The sequence below is a fragment of the Blastococcus atacamensis genome (genome assembly GCF_002938425.1).
GTDB classification, from domain to species: Bacteria; Actinomycetota; Actinomycetes; order Mycobacteriales; family Geodermatophilaceae; genus Blastococcus; species Blastococcus atacamensis.
On record NZ_POQU01000001.1, the window covers coordinates 72,242 to 97,899 of the forward strand.

Consider the following 25,658-nt stretch of genomic DNA (forward strand, 5'->3'; position numbering starts at 1 on the left):
GATGCTGACCGACGTGTCGGGGTGGGCGATGGCCACGGTGGTCGTGCTCGGCGTGCTGGCGGTGGCTGCGGGCGTCGCGGTGTTCGTCGTGGACTCGATGGCCCGGGCGACGTTCGCGCTGCTGGGGTCGTTCCTGGCCGTCGCCGGTGTCCTGGTGGCCTTCGACCTGGTCTACCTGGCCGTGGTGACCGCGCTGATGATGACGATCGAGATGGCGATCATGGCCGTTTTCATGATCGCTTTCATGATGAACCCGGCCGGGCTCATGCCGATGACGATGGTGCACAACACCAAGGGCTCGGCCGTCGTCGGCGCCGGTGCCTTCGTCGTCCTCACCGCCGGGATCTGGACCGTCGACTGGCCGGCCCGCTCCGGACAGCTGCCCGCGGACAGCACCCGGCAGCTCGGCGAGGCGATCATGGGCAGCCACATGCTGGTCATGCTGGGAATCGGCATCGCGCTGTTCGCCACGATCCTGGCCGGCACGGTGCTGGCCACCGCGCGTGGGCGCTACGACCGCTTCGGCGCCGACCTGACCGCCGCACGGCCGGACGACCCGGTTCCCGGGGGGCTGCCCCGGTGAGCGCTGAGATCGTCCTGCAGATCGTGCTGACCGTCGCCGCCGGCCTGATCGGGGTCGGGCTGTTCGGTGCGTTGTCCCAGCAATCGATCGTCATGGTCATGATGGGCCTGGAGCTCGTGCTGGGCGGGGTGCTGCTCGCCGGGGGCGCTGCTTGGTACTTCCTCGCACCCGAGCTGCCCGACGCGCAGGTGCTCGTCGTCGTCGCCCTGGTCGTCATGGCCGTGGAGATGGCGATGGGCTTCGCCGTGACGATCGCCATCTACCGCGCCCGCCAGGTCGACATGGTGGACATGGCCACGGACCTGCGCGGATGACCGCCACCCTCGCCGCCCTGGTGCTGCTGCCCGCCGTGGGCGCGGCGGTCCTGCTGGTCAGCGGACGGCGGGCCGACCGCGTCGCCGGGCCGCTCGCCATCGCGGTCACGGGTGTCGCCGTCGCGCTCGCCGCCCTGGTGGCGGCCGGCCGGCCCAGCGTCTCGATGCCGTTCCTGGGCATCGTCGACGGCGGGGACCTGCGCCTCGTCGTCGACGGCTTGTCCGCGGTGCTCGTGGTGCTGGTTGCGGGGATCGCCCTGCTGGTCACAGTCTTCGCTGTCGCGGACCTGCCGGGGGATGCAGCGCGGGCCCGCTTCTTCGGGCTCTTGTTGCTCTTCGTCGCCGCCATGCTGGCGACCGTCACCGCAGCCACGCTGCCGGCCCTGTTGCTGGCGTGGGAAGTGATGGGGGCGACGTCCTATGCGCTGATCGGCTTCCGCTGGGACCAGCCCGGGAAGCTCGCCGCCGGCACCCGGGCGTTCGTCACCACCCGGGCCGGTGACCTCGGGCTCTACGTCGCGGCGGGGGCCGCACTGGCCGCCACCGGCAGCCTGGTGCTGGCCGATCTCGGTGCCGCGGCCGGCGGCTGGGCGGACGTCGCCGCGGCCGGCGTGCTGGTCGCCGCGCTCGGCAAGTCGGCGCAGCTGCCCTTCTCGGCCTGGCTCTCGGCCGCGATGCAGGGCCCAAGCCCGGTCAGCGCCCTGCTGCACTCGGCGACCATGGTCGCCGCAGGGGGCTACCTGTTGCTCAGGATGCAGCCGTTGCTCGCCGCGACCGGCTGGGCGGCGACGGCTGCGGCCTGGGCCGGCGCGCTCACCGCTCTGGTCCTGGGTGCGGTGGCCGTCGCGCAGTCGGATCTGAAGCAGCTGCTGGCCGCCAGCACCGCCGCGCAGGTCGGGTTCGTCGTGCTCGGCGCCGGGGTCGGGGCGACCGCGGGCGGCACCGCGCAGCTGGTCGGGCACGCGGCGGTCAAGGCCGGATTGTTCGTCGCCGCGGGGGCGTGGCTGAGCGCGCTGGGCACCAAGCAGCTGGCCGGCCTGCGCGGTGCCGCCCGGAGGTACCCGGGCATCGGGGCGGCGGCCACCGTGGCGGCGCTGGCCCTGGCCGGCGTGCCGCCGCTCTCGCTGTGGGCGACGAAGGACGAGGTGCTGGCGGGCGTCCAGGGAACGGCGTTGACCGTCGTGGGGTTCGCCGCCGCGGTGGTCTCGGCCGTCTACGCCGGGAAGATCCTGGCCGTCGTCCTGGCCCGGCCCACGGGGGAGGAGGTCCTCGACGAGGAGGAGCCGGGGACCCGCCAGGTCCCGTTGCGGACCCGGACGGTGGCCGGCGTCCTGGCGGTGTTCGCCGCGGGGCTCGGTGTGCTCGCCCTGCCGACCGTGACCGACGCGCTGAAGACGGTGCTGGACGCGGAGGATGAGCCGTCTCCCGGGCTCGGGGACCTGCTCCTCTCCGGTGCACTCGCCGTGGCGGTCCTGACGCTCACCGTCCTCGGAAGCAGGGCCCGCCCGGCCGTCGGCAGAGCGCTCGAGCGGAGCCCGGTGGCCGCGTGGGCCGGGCTGGGGCACCTGCTCTCGCCCCGACCGGCGCTCGCGGTGGCCCGCGTGCTGGCCGCCCTCGACGACCGCGGGATCGATCGGGTGGTCCGTGCTGCCGGCTCCGCTGCCCGGCAGGTGGCCCGACTGGCCGCCCGCGCCGACGACGGCGGCATCGATCGGGCGGTCACCGCTGTCGCCGCCGGGACCCGGCGAGTGGCGGCGGCCTCCGCCCGCACCGACGCAGGCCTGGTGGACGGCGCCGTCCGGGCGACCGCGCGGGCATTCGGCCGCGCGGGGGATGCCGCCCGGCGTCCGCAGACCGGGTTGCTGCACCAGTACTACGCCCAGACCACCGCCGGTCTCGGGTTCCTGCTCGTCCTCCTGCTGGTGGTGCGCCGGTGACCGAGCGTGTGAGGTCCTGCGGGAGTACAGCACCGTCGGGCTCGTGTTCGACGAGCCTCAACGAGGAGGAGACGAGACCGTGCTGCTGACCGTCGTGATCTTCCTGCCGCTCCTGGCGGCAGCCGTGCTGCTGGCCGCCCCCCGGCTGACCGGGCGCGCCGCGATCGGGCTCTGGATCGCCACCTCCGCCGCGGACCTGGTGCTGGTCGGCTGGATGTGGTGGCGCTTCGAGCCCGGCACGGATGCCTCCGGCGTGGTGGACGGCCTGGCCTACGAGGCGGACCTGCAGTGGATCCCGACGGTGGACGCGGGCTACCACGTCGGGGTCGACGGGCTGTCCCTGCCGCTGCTGGCGCTGACGGGCGTGCTCTTCCTCGCCTGCGCCGTCTACTCGCTGCGTGAACCCGACCGGCCGCGCACCTACGCCGCGCTGTTCCTCTTCCTGCAGACCGCGTGCCTGGGCACGTTCGCGGCGCTGGACCTCATCCTGTTCTTCGTCTTCTTCGACCTGACGATCGTCGGGATGTACTTCGTCATCGCCGGGTGGGGGCACGGCAACGCCCGGCGCAGCGCGTTGAAGTTCTTCCTCTACACCTTCATCGGGTCGCTTGCCCTCCTGGTGGGCTTCATCGGGCTGTTCCTCGGCAGCGAGGAGCGCACCTTCGACATGGTGGCGCTGGCGGCGAACCCGCCGCTGGCCGACTCTCCGGTGGCCGGTGGGTTGGTGCTGCTGGCGATCGGGCTGGGGTTGGCGGTGAAGACGCCGCTGTTCCCGTTCCACACCTGGCTGCCCGACGCGCACACCGATGCGCCGGCGGCCGGGTCCGCCGTGCTCGCCGGCGTCCTGCTCAAGCTCGGCACCTACGGCTTCGTGCGCATCGCGATGCCGATCCTCCCCGACGCGTGGCAGCGCTGGGCGATGGTCGCCGTCGTCGTCGGGGTGATCAGCGTGCTGTGGGGTGCGTTCGTCGCGCTGGCGCAGACCGATGTGAAGCGGATGATCGCCTACACCTCGGTCAACCACATGGGCTACGTCCTGCTCGGCCTCGGCGCCGCCGGTCTGGTCGCCGCGGCGGACGAGGGTGCGCGCACGGTGGCCACCGTGGGCGCGATGTACCAGATGGTCAGCCACGGTCTCCTCACCGGCGCGCTGTTCCTGCTCAGCGGCTGGCTGTGGTCGCGCGGTCACACCTACGCCTTCGACCGGTGGGGCGGTCTCGCCCGTCCGGCACCGGTGTTCGCCGCCTGCCTCGCCGTGGCGGCCTTCGGATCGCTGGGGCTGCCGGGGTTCTCCGGGTTCATCGCCGAGTTCCAGGTCTTCACGGGGGCCCTCCAGGCGTCGCCGGTGGCCACCGTGATCGCCGTCGTCGGCATCCTGGTCACCGCCGGGCTGTTCCTGCTCGCCCTGCAGCGGCTGCTCACCGGCGACACCGTCGCTCCGGGCGGGACGGACGGCGATCGGGAAGCGGACGCCGACCGGACCGGGGAGGCACCGGCTCCGGCGGTCGGGGGCGGCGCCACCGCTGTCGTGGCGGAGGCACGGACCGCGCCCCGTGTCGGTGACCTGCGCGGCCACGAGCTCATCTCGGTCGTCCCGCTGCTCGCGCTCGCCGTGGTGCTGGGGTTGTTCCCCCGCGTCCTGCTCGACGTCCTCGAGCCGGCCGCCGTGGCGGTGGTGGAGCTGGCGGCCCGGTGACGGGCATGTCCGGCGGCACGGAGGCGTGGCCGGCGCTGCTGCCGGAAGGGTTGCTCCTGCTCGGTGCGGTCGGCGGCCTGCTGCTCGGGCTGTGGACACCGCAGCAGGCGCAGTGGCGGGTGCGGCTCCTGGTCACCGCGGCCTGTCTGGCCAGCGCGGTCGCCGCGGCCTCGGCACTGGGCGGGCCGGCCGAGCGGGTCTTCGAGGGCACCTGGGTCGTCGACACCACCACCGGCGTCGTCCGCATCGTCGTCGCCCTCGCGGTCGCCGTCCTCGTCTGGCTGGCGGCGCCCTCGGTGGCCGGCCACCCGCGGGAGACCGAGGCCTACGTCCTCATGCTGCTCGGTGCGCTCGGCACCGTCGCGCTGGCGGCCAGTGGCGACCTGCTCCTGCTGGTGGCCGCCTACCTGCTGGCCAGCGTGCCGCTCTACGCCTTGGCCGGTTTCGCCAAGGACGCCGCCGGCACCGAGGCGACGATGAAGTACTACCTCATGGGCGCCTTCGTCGGCGTGCTGCTGCTGATCGGCGTCGCCGCGCTGGTGCTCGCCGCCGGCACCACCGGCTACCTGGCGCTGGCCACCGCGCTCCCGGGCACGTCCCCGGCGCTGCTGGCCGTCGGGATCCTCGGCGTGCTCGCCGGAGTGGCGTTCAAGGCCGGCGCCGTTCCGGTCCACTTCTGGGTTCCCGACGTCACGGCCGGGACGACACCCCCGATGGCCGCCTACATCACCACGATCCCCAAGATCGGTGCCGTCGCCGCCGCGTTCCGCCTGGTCGCCGAGCCGTTCGCCGATCTGCCGCTCGACGTCCCGCTGCTCGTGGCCGTCATCGCGACGGCCAGCATGACGCTGGGCAATCTGGCCGCGTTCTCCCAGACCGACGTCCTGCGGCTGCTGGCGTACTCCACGGTCAGCCAGGTCGGCTACCTGTTCATGGTCGTCGCCGTGGCCGCCCGCACCGATGTCGCCGTTCCGGCCCTGGCGATCTACCTGGCCGCGTACGCGGTGACCAACATCGGTGCCTTCGCCGCCATCGCCGCCACTCCGGCGGCGCGGACGATCACGGACTGGGTCACGGGCGCAGCCCGACACCGCTGGGTGGTGGGAAGCCTCGCGGTGTGCCTGCTCGGCCTGGTCGGAACGCCACCGACGGCGGTCTTCGTGGGCAAGCTTGCCGTCTTCACCGCGGCCTGGGACGGCGGGCTGGCGTGGCTCGTCGTCGTGGCCGCGGGAAACACCGTCGCCAGCCTCTTCTACTACCTGCGGTGGATGGCCCCTGCGTTCGCCGGGGTGGCCACGGCCCCGGTGCCGGCGGAGGGGCCGGTGGGCAGTGGCCCCCGCACGGCGCCCGGCACGGCCCAGAAGGTGCGGGTCGCACCGGCGGCGATCCTCCACGCTGCGGCGGTGGGGTCGGTCCTCCTCGGCGTGGGCGTCGGCGTGTGGCTCGGCGTCACCGGGGCCTCCTGAACCGGTGATGCCTGCGCGGGCTGTCCGCCAGCTCCGCCGGGGGCGGGCGCCTCGACGGAGACCCGCTGCTCACAGCGGGCGCCCGCACCTGTCGTCACCACGGCATGACAGCGCGACCCCATCGAGGAGGACTTCATGGACTGGCTCGCCACAGCTGCAGGCGCCGGGATCATCCTGTTCGTCCTGCGCGACATGTTCCACACCATCTGGCACCCCAGTGGACGAGGGGCCCTCAGTCGTCGGGTCATCGAGGCGGTCTGGCGCGGGTCCCGCCGGCTGAAACGGCGGAGCAGGCAGTCCTCGGTGGTGGGTCCGGTGGCGCTGCTGACGGTGGTGCTCACGTGGACGGCCACCATCGTGGCGGGGTGGACGCTGGTCTACTGGCCGCACATGAGCGAGGGGTACTCCTTCGGCTCGACGCTGGACCCGGTCCAGCGCGGCGACGTCCTCGACTCCCTCTACCTGTCCCTGGTCACGGTGACGACCCTGGGGTACGGGGACATCGTTCCTCAGGCGCCCTGGCTGCGGCTCGCCTCGCCAGCGCAGGCCTTGATCGGCTTCGCGCTCCTGACCGCGGCCGTGTCGTGGGTCCTGCAGGTCTACCCGGCGCTGGCCCGTCGGCGGGCGCTGGCCATCCGGCTGGCCCTGCTGCAACGGGCAGAGGCTGCCCGTGAGCTGCCGGCATCGGACTCCTCCTCCGCATCGACGCTGCTGCAGTCGCTGGCCGGTGAGGTGGTCCAGGTCCGGGTCGACCTGACCCAGTACTCGGAGACCTACTTCTTCCGCGAGGCGGACGCCACGAGCTCGCTGCCGGCTCGGCTCCACTACGCGTGCGAGCTCGCCGAGGCCGGCCAGGAGTCCACGCGTACGGATCTGCGATTGGCCGCCACAGTGCTCGCCGAAGCAGTGGACGACTACGCGCATCTGCTGAGGCAGCAGTTCCGGCTCGTCGGGGAGGACGCCGCCGAGGTACTGCAGAGCTACGCGGGGGACCACGGCTACCCGGCGTCCTGACGGTGCCCAGGGTCGGAGAAGACGGCGATCAGCGGTTCGCCGCCCGGCGGTACAGACGCCGGCCGGGGGTGGCGGTGACCCCGTGGGCGACGGTGCTCGCCGCGACGACCAGGCTCCCGGCCGCCCACAGTCGGGGGTCGCCCACCCCCTCCTCCTCGCTGAACATGAGGTAGAAGACCGCGCTCACTCCGATCGGGCCGAACCAGCCCAGGAACATCCCGTCGCGCAGCCGCAGCCGCAGCGGACGGACGAGAGCCAGGAGCACGGGGAGCCGCCGCAGCAGCAGGACCGCCACCGGGAACACGACAGCGGCCCAACCGAGGTCCGCCCACTGCGACCACGGGAGCTCGATCCCCAGCAGCAGGAACAGAGGGAGGACGACGTAGCGGTTCACTGCCTCGTCGATGGTGTTCTGCGGACCGACCTCGTCGTTGGCCACGACCGCGTTGTAGGCGAGCCCGGCGACGAACACCGACAGCACGCCGTCGGCGTCGAGCACCCGGGCGACGCCGAGGACGGCCACCGCCAGCACGAGCGTGAAGACCAAGGACGCCCCCTGGTCGACGTCGGAGTGCCGCAGCGCGTACGTCACCGCCTTCCCGGCGACCAGCCCGATGACGACGCCGACCGCCACCCCGACGCCGACCTGGTACAGCCCGTCCAGGGCCGCTCTCCCGACGGACCCCCCGATCACCAGGGCGATGCCGAGCAGGACCAGGGGCAGTGCGAGGCCGTCGTTGGTGCCCGACTCCGCGGACAGCAGCTGTCGGGTGCGGGCCGGGAGGTGCGCCTCGGCCGGCTTCCCGGTCACGACGCTGGAGGCGAGCACCGGGTCGGTGGGGGAGATGCACGCGCCGAGCAAGACGGCGAGGGCCACGGGGACGCCCAGCACGAGCCAGGCCAGGCCCGCGGACAGTGCCGCCATGCCGAGCATCCCGGCGGTCACCAGGACCGCGGTCGGGGTGATGATCGGCCGCAGCCGGCGGACCGGGTAGCGCAGGGCCACGCCGATGAGCGAGATCGCGAGCAGCACGCGGGCGGCCTCGGTCAGCAAGGTCGACCGGGTGCTCTCGGGGACGTCGACGAGGCCGAGCAGCTGCGGTCCCACGAGCACACCCAGGAGCAATGCCAGGAGCGGCTCGCTGAGCGGCAGGTCGCGGATGCGGCTCGACAGTGCCGCGAGCGCGACAGCGAGGCTGCCCACCAGCGCGTACGCCAGGTGCAGGTCGTGCATCGGTCCGACTCCCGAGCCCTCGGTGCAGCCGCAAACAGCTGCGTGCGAAGAACGATCATGCCGCCGGGCGGTCGACTCCGCCCGCCGGGGAAGGGACTCGCTCGTCGCGCCCGAGGGGGAGACGCGCGGCAGGATCGGCCGCGTGGAAGCCGTGGCGCTGCTGGGGTTGCTGGTCCTGGGGGTCGTGGTCCTGACCCCGGTCGCGGATCGCATCGGTGTGCCGTAGCCGGTGCTGTTGACCGTCTACGGCCTGGTGCTGGGGCTGATCCCGATGGTTCCCTCGCCGAACCTGGCGCCCGAGCTGATCCTGCCGCTGGTCCTCCCGCCGCTGCTGTTCGCCGCCACGCAGACCACCACGGTCCAGGAGCTGCGGTCGGCCGCTCGCCCGATCCTGGGGTTGGCTGTGGTCCTCACGCTGCTGACGGCCGGGGCGGTCGCGGTGGTCGGGCACGCCCTGGGCCTGCCGTGGGCGGTCGCGGTCGTCCTGGGTGGGGTGGTGTCACCACCGGACCCCGTCGCGGCGAGTGCGGTGGCCGGCCGCCTGCACCTCCCGCCCCGGTTGGTGACACTGCTCGAGGGGGAAGGGCAGTTCAACGACGCCACCGCACTGGTCATCTACAAGCTGTCGGTCATGGCCGTGGTGGCCGGAGGTGTGTCGGCCGGTCAGGTCGCGAGCGGCCTGGCCGTCGCCGTGCTCGGCGGGGTCCTCCTGGGAGTGGCCGGGGGCTGGCTGACGCGGCGAGCGCTGGGGTGGCTGCACGATGCCGCGACCGAGACCACGGTGACCCTCGCCGTCCCGTTCGCCCTGTACCTGCTGGCCGAAGAGGTCGGCGCGTCAGGAGTCCTCGCGGTCCTCGTGTCGGGACTGTTCCTGCGGACGACGGTCACCCGCCAGCTCACCTCTGCTGCCAGGGCGAAACCGTCCCGCAGCACCGTGGCGAACCACAGCTTCGCCAGGTGCTCCGGCGCGCCGACGTCGGCGAAGCGCTGCGCCATGGGCCATGTCGGAGAGCGTCTCGTTGACGTCGAACACGACGGCGGACGGGCGGCTGCTCATCGGTGATCCTCCGGTCCGAGCGCCGACACGTCACGGAGCGCCGACTGCTGCCGCCACTGTGCCCGCACGGTCCACGACCAACCGCGACCGACCGGGGGCGCACGCCTCACCTCACCCGAGCACCGTGGTGATCTCGATGGCACCTCTGAGGCTGCGTGCCACCGGGCAGCTGTCGGCGTGGAACGCCAGCACCCGCTGCACCTTGTCCGCATCCTCCGCGGCGACGGTCAGCCCGCTGTAGGTCACCTTGATGCGCTTGACCACCAGGACCTTGCCCTCCAGCTCGACCTCACCGCGTGCTCGCCCCACCAGACCGGTGGGGTCGATCCGCCGGGCCGCGAGGGCACCGGCGAACGTCCCGGTCAGCTAACCGAGAGCGGCGCCGACCAGGTGGTCGATCGTGCTGGCGTGACTGGGAGCTGTCCCCGGCTCCACCCCGTAGTGCTCGGCGATGGCCCCGTGCATGCCGTACACCGTCGGCTCCTGCTCCCCTGGCAGGTACGCGGCGCGCAGCGGCCCGCCGAGGCGCTCGACCCGCACCTCCGAGACGTAGGCGATGTCGGCCACGGGATCGCTCCTGTCGTCGCTCATGGGTGTCGCCTACCCAGGAACTGCCCGTCACGACCATGCACCTGCCGGCGTGCCGTCGGAAACGACGCCGGAACGGACAGAGGCCCTGGTCAGGGATCTGACCAGGGCCTCCGAGCGGGGTGAGTGACGGGGCTCGAACCCGCGACACCCAGGATCACAACCTGGTGCTCTACCAACTGAGCTACACCCACCGTGCGTCCGCACCGGCCGCAGGCGCCCGGGAGGAACGGGACAACGATACCGGAGGGCTCGGGGCGGCCCGCCGGGGGAGTGCCGGGGTCAGGCGGTGGCGGCGTCGCCCGCGGCGAGCAGATCGCCGAAGGTGGCCGTGACCTGCTCCGCGGCGCTCTTCGCCTGGTCGCTGTTCGGGCCGGGCGCGGGCACGAAGAGAGTCTTCCGGTAGTAGGCCAGCTCGCGCACCGACTCGATGATGTCGGCCAGCGCGCGGTGGGCCAGGCCCTTGGCCGGCTGGGAGAAGTACACGCGGGGGAACCAGCGGCGGGCCAGCTCCTTGACCGAAGAGACGTCGACCATCCGGTAGTGCAGGTGGTCGTCGAGCTCGGGCATGTCGCGGGCGAGGAAGCCGCGGTCGGTGCCGATCGAGTTGCCGCACAGCGGGGCGGTCCGCCGCTCCGGCACGTAGCGCTTCACGTAGGCGAGGATCTGCTGCTCGGCCTCGGCGACGGTGAGCGTGGCCGCGCGGACCTCGTCGGTCAGTCCCGACTTGGCGTGCATGTCCCGGACGAACTCGGTCATCCCGTCGAGATCGGCGTCGTCGGCGGAGATGATGAGGTCCAGACCGGGGTCCAGGACGGTGAGCTCCGAGTCGGTGATCAGCACCGCGACCTCGATCAGCTTGTCCTTGGTGAGGTCCAGGCCGGTCATCTCGCAGTCGATCCAGACCAGGTGTCCCGCGCTCTCCGCCACGTCGGCTGACAGTACGCACCGCCGGTTCCCTGCGCCCCGCTCACCCCACGCGTGCAGGCCTTAGCGCACCGGTGGGAACGGCGCGAGCCGAAACGCTCGGCGCCTGCCGTGATCGCCGCTAGGGTCGCCGGAACGCCCTCCGTCAGGAAGCAATGCCTGTGTCCACTGCACCCGCACCCACCGCTCCCTCGGCTCTCGGAACGCTCCGGGCCGGCCTGGTCCACCCGGTGGCGCTCCTCCGGTGGCTCTGGGCGGCCTACATGACGCCCGGTCGTCCCGGCCGCCCCACCGACCAGACCGAGCTGCGCTGGATCTACACCGCCTGGCTCGGGGCGTTCCTGCTCAAGATGCTGGGCTCGTCGTGGGACGTCTCCTGGCACTTCATGTGGCTGCGCGACGACCTGGCGCCCCCGCACCTGCTCAACACCGTCGGCACCGCGGCCGTCGTCGTCCTCGTGCTGTTCCACAGCTACAGCGGCTACGGCGTCGACCGCCGGGCGCTGCGGCTCATGCAGGCCGGCATCGGCACGTTCCTGATCGCCATCCCGGTCGACATCCTCAACCACCGCATCAACGGCCTGGACATCACCAGCTGGAGCCCGAGCCACGCGCTGCTCTACATCGGGACGGCGATCATGCTGGCCGGCGCCCTGCGCGGGTGGTGGCTGTACGCGGCGCCGGGTCGCATCCGGGAACTGGTCCCGCTGGGCCTGTGGCTGTTCTTCGTGGAGAACGTCGTCTTCCCCAACCAGCACCAGGAGTACGGCGTCCTGTCCCTGGAGGCGTACAACGCCGGGCGGACGACGGCCGAGCCCTCGCTGCTGGACTTCGCCGCCTCCCAGGGGCAGACCCCGACCATGTTCATGCTGCCGGTGCCCTCCTGGGTGCACCCGGCCTGGCTGATCTGCGCCGGGCTGCTCTCGCTGGTCGTGGCGCGCAAGATGGTCGGCCTGCGCTGGACGGCGACGGTGGTCGCCGTGGTCTACCTCGGCTACCGCGGCGTCATGTGGCTGGGCCTGGTGGCGATGGGCTTTCCGCCCTCGGTGCTGCCGGTCGTGCTGATCCTCGGTGCCGTGCTCATCGACCTCGCGGTGACCGCCCGCGTGCCGGGCTGGCTCGCCGGGGCCGCGGTTACGGCCGCCGTCTACGGCATGGCGTTCCCGTTGGAGTCCCTCGGGCTCCTGCCGCCGTGGAACTGGTGGTCGGCGCTGCCGGTCGCGGTCGGTTTCGCCGTCCTCTGGGCCCTGGTCGACCTCGTCGGCCGCAGTGCCTGGCTGGCCCGCTGGCGTGCCGCGGACGAGCCGGCCGCCGTTGCGGAGACCGCCGCGGTCTGATCCGCCACACCCGGCGCGGAGCGCCGGAGCGGCTCCGCGCATGACGTAGCGTCGACGGTGGCTGCGTTCCGGGGGGCCCGCCGAGCCGGGCGCGCTCCGCTGCGTCCGGACGGGCGCCGGCCCTGCCCGCACCATCGAGCGCCCGGAGGACGACGTGCTGGTCCTGACCCCGGAGCCGTTGCAGACGGCGGCGGAGCGCGCCTTCTTCGGCGAGCTCTCCCGGTGGGACACCGGGGCCTCGATCCGCGCCGCCGTGGTCGCGTCGGTGCCGCTGGTCGACGGTCCGCTGGGACGCCGGCAGTCCGACGCGGTGCTGCTGGTGCCCGAGGGCATCGCGGTCATCCGGGTCGTGGAGGTGTCGCGGCAGTCCGGCGTCGTCACCGCCTCGCCGGAGGGGCCGTGGAGCATCGCGCCCGAGAGCGGGCCCAGCCAGGTGCTTCAGCTCGGCGGCGGTGGGTCCAGTCCGCTCGACGGCCTGATGCGGGCCGGCATGGACACCGCGGTGAAGCTGCGCCGCGCAGGCCTGGAGCCGGGCCGGATCGCCCGCCTCACCGTGCTCGTCGGGGAGGTCACCGGCCTGGTGCCCGCCGACGGCGACCTGGGGGAGGGCGACCACGTCGCCACCCTCGAGCCGCGTTCCCTGCTGCTCGCCTTCGCCCGCGCCAGCCGGCACGCCGGCGTCGACAACCCCCGGCTGTGGACGACGGCCGACGTGCGGGCGGCGTTGCTGGCGCTGGAGCTGCCCGGGCGCGGGCCCACGGTCGAGGAGCTCAACGGGGAGTCCTTCCCCTACTCGCCCTACGTGCTGCGCCGGCCGCAGCTGCTCACCCCCGCCGCGATGGCGGCCTCACCGCTCGTCGCCGATCCCGCGTCGTCGCCGCCGGCCCAGGCCGAAGCTCCCGGTGCCGCCGTTCCCGGTGCCGCCGTTCCCGGTGCCGCCGTTCCCGGTGCCGCCGTCGCCGGTGCGCCGGATCCGCTGACCGCCACCGGCGTCGCCCGCGCGGTCGCCGCGTCGGTCGCGTCGGCGCACGCCGCCGCGGTGTCGGCCGCGGCGCCCCCGCGTCCGGTTCCGAACCTGACCGGGCAGCGCGACACCGTCGCGGTCGACGGCCCGGCCGCGCCGCCCACGGCGGACGCCGGGATCGGCGGGCTCTTCCCGGCGGCGACGTCTCACCCCACGGAGCCGGCCGGGCCGCCGCGCACCGCCGTGCAGCCCGTCGTGCCGCGCGCGCAGGAGCCGCCGCCGCGCCCGCCGCTGTCGCCGGCCTGGGGTGCTCCCATGGCGGACGGCCCGGTCGACGACGGCGACCGCGACAGCGGGCGCCGTCGCTGGGGGCTGGTGATCGCCGCTGCCGTGGCAGTGCTGGTCGTCGTCTGCGGGGTGGCCGTGTGGCTGCTGGCGAGCGGGGACCCCGACGACGGCTCCGGCCGCGACGGGACCGCCGCGGCGCCGACCACCGAGGCGGGACCGGCACCGGGCGACGTCCTGGCCGCCGGGAGCACCCGGTTCACCGTCGAGGGCGTGCAGGTGGACGAGACCTGCGACGGGCACGCCTACGGGGACGTCGCCGCCTTCTTGGAGGCGAACGCGTGCGTGGGCCTCTCCCGGGCGCTGTACTCGGCCAGCGTCGAGGGGGCCCCGGTGGTCGTCTCGGTGTCCCGCGTGACGATGGCGGACCCGGCGACCGCCCGGGAGCTGCGCGCGCTGGCCGACTCCAACGGCAGCGGCAACGTCAGCGACCTGCTCCGCGAGGGCGTCACCTTCGACGGCGCCCCGGCGAAGCTCGCCGACGCCGAGTACGCCAGCGCCGTCTCCGGTGCCACGGTCACGATCGTCGAGAGCTCGTGGTCGGACCCGGCCAGGGCGGGCAGCGCGGGCGCGGTCGACGCCGTCGCGACGGCCGCCTTCGCACTGCCGGTGCCGCCCTCGAGGTGACGGCGGACTGAGCTAGGAGGTCGCCGCCGCCCAGGCCATCCGGTCCAGGAGGTCGGCCATCGCGGCCCGGTCCAGCCGGCCGGCGCTGTGCGGCGTGGAGTTGATCAGCCCGAAGACCGCGTGGGCGCGGGCCCGGCACGCGGCGGCCTCGGCACCGGGGTGCAGGCGGGCGAGCACGGCCACCCACACCTCCACGTAGCGGCGCTGGAGCCGCCGGACCTGGCCTGCCTCGGTCTCCGGCAGCGACGTGAGGTCGCGGTCGTGCACGACGATCAGCGCCGGGTTGTCGAGCGCGAAGTCAACCTGGAACCCGATGAGCGCCCGGAGCTGGGCCTCGGGGTCGACGCCGGCGGCCGCGACCCGCTCCCGACCGCCCTCGGCGAGCCGTTCGCTGATGCGCACGAGCATCTCGGCCAGCATCGCGTCCTTGCTGGCGAAGTGCCGGTAGATCGCGGGGCCGGTCACGCCCACCGCGGCGCCGACGTCGTCGACCCCGACGGCACGGGAGCCGCGCTCGGCGAACAGCTGAGCCGCGGCCTGCAGGATCTGCTCGCGGCGCGACGGGCGGTCGGCGTCGGCCAGCAGTGCGCTGTCCGGGCCGGTCTCCGGGCCCGTGCCGACGGAGGTCATGGCGGGGATGCTAGCCCCGCAGTGAACTTGCGTTAACACCCCGGTGCCGGGGGTGGACCAGCGGTGTGAACGACGGTTAACCTCTGCGGCGTGGATGCACCGGTGCTGCCCCGCGGCCTGACCCCCTCCGATGCCGCTGCCCGCAACGCCGCCGCGCACGCCGAGCTGGTCGCCGACCTCTCCGAACGGTTGGCGCGGGTGGCGCTCGGTGGGGGCGAGCGGGCGCGGGAACGGCACACCGCCCGTGGCAAGCTGCTGCCCCGCGAGCGGGTGGACGCGCTGCTCGACCCGGGCAGCCCGTTCCTGGAGCTCTCCGCCCTGGCCGCCTCCGGGATGTACGACGACGACGCCCCGGCCGCCGGGATCATCACGGGCATCGGCCGGGTGTCGGGCCGGGAGTGCGTGGTCGTGGCGAACGACGCCACCGTCAAGGGCGGCACCTACTACCCGATGACGGTGAAGAAGCACCTGCGGGCGCAGGAGGTGGCCCTGCACAACCGGCTGCCCTGCATCTACCTCGTCGACTCCGGCGGCGCCTTCCTGCCGATGCAGGACGAGGTGTTCCCCGACCGCGAGCACTTCGGCAGGATCTTCTTCAACCAGGCCACGATGTCGAAGGCGGGCATCCCGCAGATCGCCGCCGTCCTGGGGTCCTGCACCGCGGGCGGCGCCTACGTGCCGGCGATGAGCGACGAGGCCGTGATCGTCCGCGAGCAGGGGACGATCTTCCTGGGCGGGCCGCCGTTGGTGAAGGCGGCGACCGGCGAGGTCGTCACCGCCGAGGACCTGGGCGGGGGCGACCTGCACAGCCGGGTCAGCGGCGTCACCGACCACCTGGCCGACGACGACGCGCACGCCCTGCAGATCGTCCGGCAGATCGTGTCGACCCTCGCTCCGCGCGAGCCGCGACCGTGGGACGTCGAGCCGGTGGAGGAGCCCGCGTACGACCCGGCGTCGGTGTACGAGGTCGTGCCGCCGGACCCGCGGACCCCCTACGACGTGCGCGAGGTCATCGCCCGGCTGGTCGACGGGTCGCGCTTCGCCGAGTTCAAGCCGCTCTACGGGCAGACGCTGGTCACCGGCTTCGCCCGGCTGCACGGCCACCCGGTCGGCATCGTCGCCAACAACGGCGTCCTGTTCGCCGAGTCGGCGCTCAAGGGCGCGCACTTCATCGAGCTGTGCGACCGCCGAAAGATCCCGCTGCTGTTCCTGCAGAACATCACCGGGTTCATGGTCGGGCGCGACTACGAGGCCGGGGGCATCGCCAAGCACGGCGCCAAGATGGTCACCGCCGTCGCCTGCGCCCGGGTGCCGAAGCTGACCGTCGTCATCGGCGGCTCGTTCGGCGCCGGCAACTACTCGATGTGCGGCCGGGCGTACTCGCCCCGCTTCCTCTTCACCTGGCCCAACTCCCGCATCTCGGTGATGGGCGGCGAGCAGGCGGCCTCGGTGCTGGCGACGGTCCGTCGCGACGGGATCGAGGCCCGCGGCGAGGAGTGGCCGGCCGAGGAGGAAGAGGCGTTCAAGGCCCCGATCCGGGACCAGTACGAGTCCCAGGGGCACCCGTACTACGCCACCGCCCGCCTCTGGGACGACGGCGTGATCGACCCGGCCGACACCCGCACCGTGCTCGGCCTCGCCCTGTCCGCCTGCGCGAACGCCCCGTTGGAGGAAGTTGGCTATGGCGTCTTCCGCATGTGAGCCGGGAAGTCCGGAAAGGGCGGTGGTGTAGGTGTTCGACACCGTCCTCGTCGCCAACCGGGGCGAGATCGCCGTCCGGGTGATCCGCACGCTCCGCGAGATGGGCATCCGCTCGGTCGCCGTCCACAGCGACGCCGACGTCGGCGCGCTGCACACCCGGCTGGCCGACGTCGCCGTGCGCATCGGACCGGCGCCTGCGGCGCAGAGCTACCTGTCGATCGAGCGGGTGCTGCAGGCCGCTGCCGCCACCGGCGCCCAGGCGATCCATCCCGGTTACGGCTTCCTCTCGGAGAACGTTGACTTCGCCCGCGCGTGCGAGGCGGCGGGGATCGTCTTCATCGGCCCGCCGGTGGCCGCCATCGAGGCGATGGCCGACAAGATCCGCGCCAAGCAGACCGTGATGGCCGCGGGCGTGCCCGTGGTCCCGGGCCGCACCGAGCCGGGGATGGACGATGCCGCGGTCGCCGAGGCCGCCGTCGCCGTCGGCTTCCCGGTGCTGCTCAAGCCCAGCGCCGGCGGAGGCGGCAAGGGGATGCGCGTCGTGCGGTCGGCCGACGAGCTGCCGGACGCGATCGCCGGGGCGCGGCGGGAGGCGAGCAGCTCCTTCGGCGACGACACCCTGCTGGTCGAGCGGTACGTGGGCAACTCCCGGCACATCGAGGTGCAGGTGCTGGGCGATGCCCACGGGAACGTCATCCACCTGGGCGAGCGCGAGTGCAGCCTGCAGCGCCGGCACCAGAAGGTGATCGAGGAGGCGCCGTCGCCCCTGCTGGACACCGCGATGCGGGCGTCGATGGGCCGCGCCGCGGTGGAGGCCGCCAGGGCGGTCGGCTACACCGGTGCCGGGACCGTCGAGTTCATCGTCGACGCCGACCCGGGTGGGCGGGGAGAAGGCATGGACTTCTTCTTCCTGGAGATGAACACCCGCCTGCAGGTCGAGCACCCGGTGACCGAGTGCATCACCGGCCTGGATCTGGTGGAGCAGCAGATCCGGGTCGCGGCGGGGGAGCGGCTGCCGGTCGACCAGAGCGACGTCTCGCTCGACGGGCACGCCATCGAGGCGCGGCTCTACGCCGAGGACCCGGCACGCGGCTTCCTGCCGCAGGCCGGCACCGTGCTCGGGCTGGTCGAGCCGTCGGGGCCGGGGGTGCGCGTGGACAGCTCGCTCGCGGTCGGTTCGGTGGTCGGCACCGACTACGACCCGATGCTGGCAAAGATCATCGCCTGGGGGCCGGATCGGGAGACCGCCCGCGCGCGGCTCGTCGGAGCGCTGGGCCGGACCGTCGTCCTCGGGGTGACGACGAACGCCGCGTTCCTGCGGGCGCTGCTCACCGACGACGACGTCGTCGCCGGAAGGCTGGACACCGGGCTCATCGAGCGGCGCGGCGAGGCGTTGACGACCGCCGAGCCCGTGCCGTTCACCGTGTTCGCGGCGGCCGCCCTGGCCCTGCTCGTGGAGACCGAGCCGGCCGGTCCGGTCGTCGACCCCTGGGACGTCCCCGACGGCTGGCGGCTGGGCGAGCCCGCGTGGACGGTCCGCAGGCTGCAGGCAGCGGGCGGTGAGCCCGTCGAGGTGCGGCTGCGCGGCCGGGCGTCGGCCGCCGAGGTGCAGGTGGCGGGCGGCGTGGTTCCGGCCCGGGCCGTGCGGGTGGGCGATGAGCTCGTCGTCACCGTCGGCGACGTGACCACCTCCTACGCCGTCGTCCACTCCGGCGGAACGGTGTGGCTGGCCGCCGACGGGCACGTGACCGCGCTGCGCGAGCAGGAGCGGCTGTCGTCGTCGGCCGGTGCGGTCGCCGGTGACGGCGTCGTCACCTCGCCCATGCCGGGAACGGTGACGGTGGTGCGGGCCGCGGTCGGCGACGAGGTGGAGGCGGGGACCCCGCTGCTCGTGGTGGAGGCGATGAAGATGGAGCACGTGCTGACCGCCCCGATCGCCGGGACGGTGGCCGAGCTCGGAGTGACGGCGGGCCAGACGGTCGCGCTGGACGAGCGGCTGGCGCTGGTGACCCCGGCGACCGCTGCCGAGCAGCAGGAGAACTGATGTTGGACTACCGGCTCAGCGACGAGACCGAGGCCCTCCGGACGACGGTGCGGGAGTTCGCCCAGGAGGTCATCGCCCCGCAGATCGGGGAGTTCTACGAGCGTGACGAGTTCCCCACGCACATCGTGCGCCAGATGGGTGAGCTCGGGCTGTTCGGGCTGCCCTTTCCCGAGGAGTACGGCGGCTCCGGGGGCACCTACTTCGACCTGTGCGTGGCCCTCGAGGAGCTGGGTCGCGTGGACAGCTCGATGGCGATCACCGTGGAGGCCGGCGTCTCCCTGGGTGCCATGCCGATCTACCGGTTCGGGACCGAGGAGCAGAAGCAGGAGTGGCTGCCCCGGCTGTGCACCGGAGAGGTCCTGGGCGCCTTCGGCCTCACCGAGCCCGGTGGCGGCTCGGACGCCGGGTCGACCCGCACCACCGCCCGGCTCGAGGACGGGCACTGGGTGATCAACGGCTCGAAGGCGTTCATCACCAACGCGGGCACCGACCTGACCGCGCTGGTCACCGTCACCGCCGTCACTGGCACGCGGCCCGACGGCGGCAAGGAGATCTCGGCGATCATCGTGCCGTCGGGGACGCCGGGCTTCGCCGTCGGCAAGCGCTACTCCAAGGTCGGCTGGAACGCCTCGGACACCCGCGAGCTGTCCTTCACCGACGTGCGGGTGCCGGAGGAGAACCTCGTGGGGGAGCGCGGTCGCGGCTTCGCCCAGTTCCTCTCCATCCTCGACGAGGGGCGCATCGCCATCTCGGCGCTCTCGGTCGGCCTGGCGCAGGGGTGCGTGGACGAGTCGGTGAAGTACGCGGCGCAGCGCGAGGCGTTCGGACAGCCGATCGGCCGCAACCAGGCCATCCAGTTCATGATCGCCGACATGGAGGTGCGGGCCTCGACCGCGCGGCTTGCCTACTACCGGGCGGCGGAGAAGATGCTGCGCGGCGAGCCGTTCAGGCGCGAGGCATCCATCGCCAAGCTGTACAGCTCCGAGGTCGCGATGGACAACGCCCGCTACGCCACCCAGGTGCACGGCGGGTACGGGTTCATGAACGAGTTCCCGGTCGGCCGCTTCTATCGCGACGCCAAGATCCTGGAGATCGGCGAGGGCACCAGCGAGGTGCAGCGGATGCTCATCGCCCGCGACCTCGGCGTCGGCTGAGCCTCGCCCGCACAGCTGTGCGCTGGTCGTGGTGATGGGGCCCGGATGACCACGGTGAGCGCACACCCACGGGGAAGCTGAGCCAAGTTGCGTAGATCGCGCAACTTTCCCAACGGAACCGCTTGCTCTGCGCAGTGGCGTGGGCCACCATCTTCGTGGATTCCTCCACTGGCGGAGGAGCGTCAGAGAGGGCCCGCCTTGGACGTGCAACTGCTCCTCGCCCTTGCGCTGGGGATCGCGACCATCGTCGTGATCGTCCTGCGCACCCGTCTGGACGCCTTCGTGGCGCTCCTGATCGCCGCCCTGGTGACCGGATTCGTCGCCGGGGCGCCGGCCGGCGAGATCATCTCCTCGATCACCACGGGCTTCGGCAACACGCTGGCCTCGATCGGCATCGTGATCGGACTGGGGGTCGCCATCGGCAAGATCCTCGAGGTCTCCGGAGCTGCCGACGCGCTGGCCCAGAAGTTCGTCAAGCTGCTCGGCAAGGGCCGCGAGCACTGGGCCATGGCCGGCACCGGGGCGGTCGTCTCCATCCCGGTCTTCTGCGACTCCGGCTACGTCATCATGAACCCGCTCGCCCGCTCGATCGCCCGCCGGCTCAAGGGGCGGTACGTCACCCTGGCGCTCGCCCTGGGCTGCGGCATGACCCTGACCCACCACCTCGTGCCGCCGACGCCCGGCCCGCTGGGTGTGGCCGGGATCCTGGGCACCGACCTCGGCGCCCTCATCCTCGCCGGGCTCGTGTTCGCGCTCCTGCTCCTGCCCGTGGTCATCGCCTACGCCGCCTGGATCGGGCCGAAGCTGGAGAGCGAGCTCAGCCCGAACGTGCGGGAGGCGGTCTACGGCGGGGTGCCGATCGGCACGGGTGCCGTCGCCTCCGGTGGCGGCGGTGGTGGCGCCGTCGGGTCGGGGCCGGACGAGATCACCGGCGAGCCGCTGCGGGAGGACGACGCCCCGTCCGCTCTGGGGGAGGCGCCCGCGGGCGCCGCGCCCCACAAGGTCGGCTTCGGTCTGGCCTCCGTGCCGCTGCTGGTCCCCCTCGTCCTGATCGTCCTGAACACCGTCGCGACGGCGATCGACCGGAACGCGCAGGGCGTGCTCGCGCCGACCGACGAGTACACGCCGTCGGGTTTCGCCGCCGTCATGGCGTTCATCGGCAACCCCGTCGTCGCGCTGATCATCGGCATCGTCCTGGCCGTGTACCTGCTGCTCCCGCGCTGGACACCGCGAAAGCGCGTGCACGGCTGGCTCGCCGACGCGGCCGCCTCCGCCGGTCTGATCATCCTGATCACCGGCGCCGGTGGCGCCCTCGGTCAGGTGTTGCGCGACACCGGCGTGGGTGACGAGCTGGCCGAGGCGGTGTCGAGCTTGTCGCTGCCCAGCGTGCTCGTGCCGTTCCTGGTCGCCTCCCTGGTCCGCCTCGCCCAGGGCTCCGGAACCGTCGCGATGATCACCGCGGCCTCGGTGACGGCGCCGCTGGTCGTGGCGCTCGGGCTCTCACCGCTGCTGGCCGCCCTGGCCTGCTGCGCCGGCTCCATGGTGTTCAGCTACTTCAACGACTCCTACTTCTGGGTCGTCACCCGGTTCACCGGGCTGGAGGGCACCGCGGCGCTGCGCGGCTGGTCGGGCATCACCACTGCGGTGTGGCTGGCGTCGCTGCCGCTGCTGCTCATCGCCAGCCTGTTCCTCTGACCGGCGGAACGCCTTCCTGATGGCTGAGGTGCTCGTCGTCGCCGACGACCTGACCGGCGCCAACGCGACGGCAGCGGACTTCGCCTCCGCCGGCCTGCGGGCGGCGACGGCGAGCGCTGCCACCGGCGCGGACGTCGTCGCGGGCATGGTGTCCCGCTTCGACGTGGTGGTGGCCACGACCGACAGCCGGCACTCCCGCCCCGACGAAGCGGCCACGCTGGCGCGCGCCGTGGTGCGCGCCGGCTGGCCGGCCCGGCTGGTCTGCAACCGGGTCGACACGACGTTGCGCGGCAACGTCGGCGCCACGACCGAGGCCGTGGCCGCCGAGGTGCGGGCGCTCACCGGATCCCGCGTGGTGGTGCTCTGCGCGCCGGCGCACCCGACGGCGGGACGGCACACGATCGGCGGCACCCAGCTCCTCGACGGGCGCCGGCTCGAGGAGACCGAGGTCGCCCGGGACGCGCGCACCCCGATGCGCACGTCGGACGTCGTCGAGATCCTGCACCAGCAGACCGACCTCACCGCCTCCCTGGTCTCCATGGGCGCAGTGACCGGGCCGGTGGCAGACCTGGTCGACACCATCAGGTCGGCCCTCGCCGGAGGCGTCGACGTCCTGGTCGCCGACGCGATGACCGAGGAGCACCTCGACCGCGTCGCGACCGCCGCGGTGGCGGCGGCGGAAGGCCGGGACCTGGTGTGGGTCACCAGCGACCCCGGCCCCTCCTCGGTCGCGATGGCGCGGGCCCTGGGTCTGACCCGCACGGCGCAGGGCCCACCGCTCCTCGTGGTGTCGGGTTCGGCCACCGAGCTCACCCGCCAGCAGCTGCAACAGCTGGCCGTGGAGCGAGGGGCGGTCGTGCACCGGGTGCCGACGCTGCCGGGGAGCGCTGTTCCCGACGTCGACGCCGCCACCGCCGTCCTCGGCGATGCCCTCGCCGGGGCCACGGCCGACGCCATCGTCGTCTTCGCCACGGTCATGGAGGACGCCGACGTGCGGCCGACGACGGCGGAGGACGCCGCACGGATCTCCCGAAGCCTGGCGACGGCGGTGCGCCGCGCGCTGGAGGAGCACGCGGTCGGCGGGCTGTTCACCACCGGCGGCGACGTGACCGCCGCCGTGCTGGCGGAGCTCGGCTCGCACGGGCTCGAGATCTCCGGCGAGGTGGTTCCGCTCGCAGTCGCCGGGACCCTGGTGGGCGGACCCTGGGACGGACTCCACATCGCGACCAAGGGTGGGCTGGTGGGGGACGTGGGCACCACCGTCACGTGCCTGGACCACCTGCGGCAGACCGTCGAGCTGGACCGCCGCCGGGTGGCATCCGCCGCCTCCCGGCCATCGAACTGACCATCGCCGCCCGCACGAAGGAGAGATGACATGACCCGACACGTACTCGCACTGACCCTCGGCGACCCGGTGGGCATCGGGCCGGAGATCACCGCGCAGACCCTGGCCGAGCAGGCCGGCGCGGCCGACCACCACGGTGTCGCCGTCGGTGACGCCGCCGCCCTGCGGCGCGGCGTCGAGGCGATGGGCCTGGCCGTCGAGGTGCGCACCGTCGAGGGCTTCGACGTCGAGCCGGTGGAGGGAGTCATCGACATCGTCGACACCGGGGTGCTCGGCGAGGACGTGCCCGAGTGGGGGAAGGTCGACGCGCGCGCCGGCCGGGCGGCGGTCGCGGCGATCGAGACCGCCACCCGCGCCGCCATGGATCGGAAGGTGGCCGGGATCGTCACGGGGCCCATCAACAAGGAAGCGATCTGGGCCGCCGGTTCCGAGCACCTGGGGCACACCGAGATGCTCGGTGAGCTCACCGGCGTCACGCAGCAGGACACCATGTTCGTCGTCCGCAACACCGCGTCCGCCGACCACCACCTGCGGATCTTCTTCACCACGCGGCACGTGTCCCTGCGCAAGGCGATCGACCAGCTGACCAAGGAGCGGATCGAGGACTCGATCCGCAAGGCGCACACCGCGCTGCAGGTCTTCGGCGTCGAGAACCCCCGCCTGGCCGTCGCGGCGCTGAACCCGCACGGCGGGGAGAACGGCAACTTCGGGGACGAGGAGATCGTGCACATCGGACCGGCGTGCGAGGCCCTCCGCGCCGAGGGGCTGGACGTCGCCGGACCCATCCCGGCCGACTCGGTGTTCCACCAGGGCCTGGTCGGCCGGTACGACGGGGTGCTGTCGCACTACCACGACCAGGGGCACATCCCGGCGAAGACCTTCGACTTCGACGGCACCATCTCCGTCACCGTCGGCCTCCCGATCCTGCGGACGTCGGTCGACCACGGCACCGCCTTCGACATCGCGGGGACCGGCAAGGCCGGCCACGGCACGATGCTGTCGGCCTACCTCGCCGCCGTCGACTACGCCCCCTTCGTGGACAACATCCGCAGCACCTACGGATCCTGACGTCGGGGCCGGCGTCCGTGACGGAGGTACGAAGACGCCGCTCGACCGAGGAGCGGCACGAGGCGCTGGTGACCCTCCTGCGCAGCGGGACCGACGGGGTGGAGACGCTGGCGGACCGGGTCGGCGTCTCCACCTCTACGGTCCGCCGGGACCTGGCCCGGCTCCAGCGGGAGGGCCGGATCGCCCGCACCTACGGCGGTGCGATGGTCCGGGACGTCTTCCACGAACGGTCCTTCGGGGAGAGCGCCCAGCTCTTCGCCGGGGCGAAGGCCGCCATCGCCACCGCGGCGGCCGAGCTGGTCCCCGCGGAGGCCAGCGTGTTCGTGGACGCGGGCACCACGTGCCTGGCCCTGGCCCGGGTCCTCGCCGAGCGGGGTCCCCTCACCGTGGCGACGCGCGGGCTGGAGTCGGCGCTGCTGCTGGCCAGGGCGCCGGGACTGCGCGTGATCATGGTCGGTGGCCAGGTGCAGCCGCTGAGCCACGGGGTCGCGGGTGCGTTGTCGGAGGTGGCGCTCGGTCGCCTCGCGTTCGACATCGCCTTCCTGGGCGCCGATACCCTGCACCCGGAGCGGGGGCTCGGTGAGCCCACCGTGGAGGAGACCTACGTCAAGGAACTGGTCGCCGGGCGGTCGGGTCGGGTGGTGGTGCTCGCCGACTCGTCCAAGTTCGTCCCGGCGAACACGCCGGCGTGGACGCACCTCGGCGGGCAGTGGAGCGTGCTGACCGACGAGCACGTCGATCCGGCGACGGTCGCGCAGTTCGGGCAGAGGGGGGTCAGCGTCGTCCGGGCGTGCTGAGGTGGCCGACGGCGAGCTCACCCGCGAGCCGTTCCAGCAGCTCCGCCGCGTGGGTCATGCTCCGGTCGGCGTCCGGCTCCAGGTCGGCGAGGGCGTAGGCGGCGTCGATCCCGGCCCCGCGCAGCTGCTCCTTGCCCAGGGTGTTCCGCCCGCACACCGCGACCACCGCCGCGCCGGCGTGCCGGGCCATCCGCGCCACCCCGACCGGCGCCTTGCCGCGCAGCGTCTGCGGGTCCAGTGATCCCTCCCCGACGATGACCAGGTCGGCGTTCCGCACCTGGGCCTCGAAGTCGAGCAGGTCGAGCATCAGGTCGATCCCCGGCCGCAGGGTGGCGCCGAGGACGGCCATCGCCGCGAAGCCCACACCGCCCGCCGCGCCGGCACCGGGCGCGTACCGGACGTCCCGTCCGGTTGCCACGGCGATCTCGTCCGCGAACCGGGCGAGGTTCCGGTCGAGCAGCGCGACCTGCGCCTCGTCGGCCCCCTTCTGCGGGCCGTACACGGCCGCGGCACCCGCCGGCCCGGTCAGCGGGTTGTCCACGTCGCAGGCGACGACGATCTCCGCGCCGGCCACCGACGGGTGCACCTGGCCCAGGTCCACCCGTGCCAGGTGCTGGAGCGCCTGCCCGCCGGGACCGATCTCGCGGCCCTGCCCGTCCAGCAGGCGGGCCCCGAGCGCCTGCAGCATCCCCGCACCCCCGTCGGTGCAGGCGCTGCCGCCGATGCCGACGACCACCCGGTGAGCTCCGTCGGCGAGTGCGGCTCCGATCAGCTCCCCGGTTCCGCGGCTGGTGGCGGTGAGCGGGGCCTGCTGCCCGGCGGGGAGCCGGGACAGGCCCGACACGTCCGCCATCTCCACCACCGCGACGTCCGCGCGGCGGCCGAAGGCGGTCTCCACCGGTTCGCCGGTGGGCCCCGTGGCCGTCACGGGCACCCGGACGAACCCGGCTGCCGCGGCGGCGGCGAGGGTGCCGTCCCCGCCGTCGGCGACGGGAAGTGCCCGCACGTGGAGCCCGGGCACCGCGCGGGCGAGCCCACGGATGACGGCCTCGGCGACCTCGGCCGCGGTCAGCGAGCCCTTGAACTTGTCCGGAGCGACGAGGACCCGTGTCATGCCCGGATCGTGCCAGCCCCG

At 73.4% G+C, this 25,658-nt stretch carries 22 protein-coding genes and 1 tRNA gene; 16 read left to right on the forward strand and 7 right to left on the reverse strand.

All coding sequences use genetic code 11. The features are described 5' to 3' along the window. Nucleotide 1 precedes the first annotated feature (1 nt). The 6 genes from C5508_RS00425 (at nucleotide 2) to C5508_RS00450 (ending at nucleotide 7,010) form a co-directional block, all read left to right on the forward strand. Nucleotides 2-583: an NADH-quinone oxidoreductase subunit J gene (locus C5508_RS00425; RefSeq protein ID WP_104522493.1), complete on the forward strand. Its 582-nt coding sequence runs from the start codon at nucleotides 2-4 to the stop codon at nucleotides 581-583. Continuing rightward, complete coding sequence (locus C5508_RS00430; RefSeq protein ID WP_198597748.1) at nucleotides 580-897, forward strand: NADH-quinone oxidoreductase subunit NuoK; 318 nt, start codon at nucleotides 580-582, stop codon at nucleotides 895-897. The genes C5508_RS00425 and C5508_RS00430 overlap by 4 nt, the downstream gene beginning before the upstream one ends. Continuing rightward, the gene (locus tag C5508_RS00435; RefSeq protein WP_104522495.1) at nucleotides 894-2,834 is read left to right on the forward strand and encodes a proton-conducting transporter transmembrane domain-containing protein; all 1,941 of its coding nucleotides are present in this window, start codon (nucleotides 894-896) and stop codon (nucleotides 2,832-2,834) included. The genes C5508_RS00430 and C5508_RS00435 overlap by 4 nt, the downstream gene beginning before the upstream one ends. A gap of 43 nt (nucleotides 2,835-2,877) precedes the next feature. Then, nucleotides 2,878-4,530, forward strand: coding sequence for a complex I subunit 4 family protein (locus C5508_RS00440; protein ID WP_232796812.1), 1,653 nt, complete (start codon nucleotides 2,878-2,880; stop codon nucleotides 4,528-4,530). 5 nt (nucleotides 4,531-4,535) lie between these two features. Further along, a complete protein-coding gene (locus tag C5508_RS00445; protein WP_104522597.1) occupies nucleotides 4,536-5,996 on the forward strand; it encodes an NADH-quinone oxidoreductase subunit N in 1,461 nt (486 codons plus the stop codon). Between the two features lie 135 nt (nucleotides 5,997-6,131). After that, nucleotides 6,132-7,010 (forward strand): potassium channel family protein, encoded by an 879-nt coding sequence (locus C5508_RS00450; protein WP_104522497.1) that lies wholly within the window; start codon nucleotides 6,132-6,134, stop codon nucleotides 7,008-7,010. 28 nt (nucleotides 7,011-7,038) lie between these two features. On the opposite strand, the gene C5508_RS00455 is transcribed toward C5508_RS00450, so the two are convergent. Further along, nucleotides 7,039-8,244 carry a cation:proton antiporter domain-containing protein gene (locus C5508_RS00455; RefSeq protein ID WP_104522499.1) on the reverse strand — a complete coding sequence of 402 codons (1,206 nt, stop codon included), beginning with the start codon at nucleotides 8,242-8,244 and terminating at the stop codon, nucleotides 7,039-7,041. 229 nt (nucleotides 8,245-8,473) lie between these two features. Here C5508_RS00455 and C5508_RS00460 point away from each other — a divergent pair, with 229 nt between their 5' ends. Further along, complete coding sequence (locus C5508_RS00460) at nucleotides 8,474-9,307, forward strand: cation:proton antiporter domain-containing protein (protein ID WP_104522501.1); 834 nt, start codon at nucleotides 8,474-8,476, stop codon at nucleotides 9,305-9,307. Between the two features lie 105 nt (nucleotides 9,308-9,412). On the opposite strand, the gene C5508_RS00465 is transcribed toward C5508_RS00460, so the two are convergent. From C5508_RS00465 to orn, 4 genes are all read right to left on the reverse strand, one after another. Next, on the reverse strand, nucleotides 9,413-9,667 hold the full coding sequence (locus C5508_RS00465) for an OsmC family protein (protein WP_104522503.1): 255 nt from the start codon (nucleotides 9,665-9,667) through the stop codon (nucleotides 9,413-9,415). After that, nucleotides 9,668-9,892, reverse strand: a complete 225-nt coding sequence (locus C5508_RS00470; protein ID WP_232796814.1) for a hypothetical protein — start codon at nucleotides 9,890-9,892, stop codon at nucleotides 9,668-9,670. A 118-nt stretch (nucleotides 9,893-10,010) separates the two neighbouring features. Further along, nucleotides 10,011-10,083 (reverse strand) — tRNA-His (locus C5508_RS00475). Nucleotides 10,084-10,171: 88 nt separating this feature from the next. Continuing rightward, nucleotides 10,172-10,819: an oligoribonuclease gene (orn, locus tag C5508_RS00480; RefSeq protein WP_104522507.1), complete on the reverse strand. Its 648-nt coding sequence runs from the start codon at nucleotides 10,817-10,819 to the stop codon at nucleotides 10,172-10,174. Nucleotides 10,820-10,971: 152 nt separating this feature from the next. On the opposite strand from orn, the gene C5508_RS00485 reads away from it, so the two are divergent. Together C5508_RS00485 and C5508_RS00490 are read left to right on the forward strand one after the other, a co-directional pair. After that, the gene (locus C5508_RS00485; protein WP_232796815.1) at nucleotides 10,972-12,153 is read left to right on the forward strand and encodes a hypothetical protein; all 1,182 of its coding nucleotides are present in this window, start codon (nucleotides 10,972-10,974) and stop codon (nucleotides 12,151-12,153) included. Between the two features lie 154 nt (nucleotides 12,154-12,307). Beyond that, complete coding sequence (locus C5508_RS00490) at nucleotides 12,308-14,089, forward strand: hypothetical protein (RefSeq protein WP_104522511.1); 1,782 nt, start codon at nucleotides 12,308-12,310, stop codon at nucleotides 14,087-14,089. 12 nt (nucleotides 14,090-14,101) lie between these two features. Here C5508_RS00490 and C5508_RS00495 read toward each other — a convergent pair whose 3' ends face one another. Beyond that, complete coding sequence (locus C5508_RS00495) at nucleotides 14,102-14,719, reverse strand: SACE_7040 family transcriptional regulator (RefSeq protein ID WP_104522513.1); 618 nt, start codon at nucleotides 14,717-14,719, stop codon at nucleotides 14,102-14,104. 90 nt (nucleotides 14,720-14,809) lie between these two features. On the opposite strand from C5508_RS00495, the gene C5508_RS00500 reads away from it, so the two are divergent. The 7 genes from C5508_RS00500 to C5508_RS00530 all read left to right on the forward strand — a co-directional run bounded on the left by C5508_RS00500 (nucleotide 14,810) and on the right by C5508_RS00530 (nucleotide 24,523). Then, the gene (locus C5508_RS00500) at nucleotides 14,810-16,420 is read left to right on the forward strand and encodes a carboxyl transferase domain-containing protein (protein ID WP_104522515.1); all 1,611 of its coding nucleotides are present in this window, start codon (nucleotides 14,810-14,812) and stop codon (nucleotides 16,418-16,420) included. A gap of 31 nt (nucleotides 16,421-16,451) precedes the next feature. Continuing rightward, nucleotides 16,452-18,464, forward strand: a complete 2,013-nt coding sequence (locus C5508_RS00505) for an ATP-binding protein (protein WP_104522517.1) — start codon at nucleotides 16,452-16,454, stop codon at nucleotides 18,462-18,464. After that, on the forward strand, nucleotides 18,464-19,618 hold the full coding sequence (locus tag C5508_RS00510) for an acyl-CoA dehydrogenase family protein (RefSeq protein ID WP_104522519.1): 1,155 nt from the start codon (nucleotides 18,464-18,466) through the stop codon (nucleotides 19,616-19,618). The genes C5508_RS00505 and C5508_RS00510 overlap by 1 nt, the downstream gene beginning before the upstream one ends. Nucleotides 19,619-19,822: 204 nt before the next feature. Continuing rightward, the gene (locus C5508_RS00515) at nucleotides 19,823-21,313 is read left to right on the forward strand and encodes a GntP family permease (RefSeq protein WP_198597749.1); all 1,491 of its coding nucleotides are present in this window, start codon (nucleotides 19,823-19,825) and stop codon (nucleotides 21,311-21,313) included. Between the two features lie 19 nt (nucleotides 21,314-21,332). After that, nucleotides 21,333-22,658 (forward strand): four-carbon acid sugar kinase family protein, encoded by a 1,326-nt coding sequence (locus tag C5508_RS00520; RefSeq protein WP_104522523.1) that lies wholly within the window; start codon nucleotides 21,333-21,335, stop codon nucleotides 22,656-22,658. A gap of 30 nt (nucleotides 22,659-22,688) precedes the next feature. Further along, nucleotides 22,689-23,726 carry a 4-hydroxythreonine-4-phosphate dehydrogenase PdxA gene (gene pdxA, locus C5508_RS00525; RefSeq protein WP_104522525.1) on the forward strand — a complete coding sequence of 346 codons (1,038 nt, stop codon included), beginning with the start codon at nucleotides 22,689-22,691 and terminating at the stop codon, nucleotides 23,724-23,726. 17 nt (nucleotides 23,727-23,743) lie between these two features. Continuing rightward, nucleotides 23,744-24,523 (forward strand): DeoR/GlpR family DNA-binding transcription regulator, encoded by a 780-nt coding sequence (locus tag C5508_RS00530; RefSeq protein ID WP_104522527.1) that lies wholly within the window; start codon nucleotides 23,744-23,746, stop codon nucleotides 24,521-24,523. On the opposite strand, the gene C5508_RS00535 is transcribed toward C5508_RS00530, so the two are convergent. Next, a complete protein-coding gene (locus tag C5508_RS00535) occupies nucleotides 24,501-25,637 on the reverse strand; it encodes a glycerate kinase (protein ID WP_104522529.1) in 1,137 nt (378 codons plus the stop codon). The genes C5508_RS00530 and C5508_RS00535 overlap by 23 nt on opposite strands. Nucleotides 25,638-25,658 lie beyond the last annotated feature (21 nt).

Excerpts from the sequence above, each read along its gene's own strand:
- C5508_RS00520 (WP_104522523.1), top strand. The coding sequence starts at position 21,333 with ATGGCTGAGGTGCTCGTCGTCGCCGACGACCTGACCGGCGCCAACGCG.
- C5508_RS00485 (WP_232796815.1), top strand. The coding sequence starts at position 10,972 with ATGCCTGTGTCCACTGCACCCGCACCCACCGCTCCCTCGGCTCTCGGA.
- C5508_RS00510 (WP_104522519.1), top strand. The coding sequence starts at position 18,464 with ATGTTGGACTACCGGCTCAGCGACGAGACCGAGGCCCTCCGGACGACG.
- C5508_RS00455 (WP_104522499.1), bottom strand. The coding sequence starts at position 8,244 with ATGCACGACCTGCACCTGGCGTACGCGCTGGTGGGCAGCCTCGCTGTC.
- C5508_RS00425 (WP_104522493.1), top strand. The coding sequence starts at position 2 with ATGCTGACCGACGTGTCGGGGTGGGCGATGGCCACGGTGGTCGTGCTC.
- C5508_RS00435 (WP_104522495.1), top strand. The coding sequence starts at position 894 with ATGACCGCCACCCTCGCCGCCCTGGTGCTGCTGCCCGCCGTGGGCGCG.
- C5508_RS00535 (WP_104522529.1), bottom strand. The coding sequence starts at position 25,637 with ATGACACGGGTCCTCGTCGCTCCGGACAAGTTCAAGGGCTCGCTGACC.
- C5508_RS00495 (WP_104522513.1), bottom strand. The coding sequence starts at position 14,719 with ATGACCTCCGTCGGCACGGGCCCGGAGACCGGCCCGGACAGCGCACTG.
- C5508_RS00450 (WP_104522497.1), top strand. The coding sequence starts at position 6,132 with ATGGACTGGCTCGCCACAGCTGCAGGCGCCGGGATCATCCTGTTCGTC.
- pdxA (WP_104522525.1), top strand. The coding sequence starts at position 22,689 with ATGACCCGACACGTACTCGCACTGACCCTCGGCGACCCGGTGGGCATC.
- C5508_RS00470 (WP_232796814.1), bottom strand. The coding sequence starts at position 9,892 with ATGAGCGACGACAGGAGCGATCCCGTGGCCGACATCGCCTACGTCTCG.
- C5508_RS00445 (WP_104522597.1), top strand. The coding sequence starts at position 4,536 with ATGTCCGGCGGCACGGAGGCGTGGCCGGCGCTGCTGCCGGAAGGGTTG.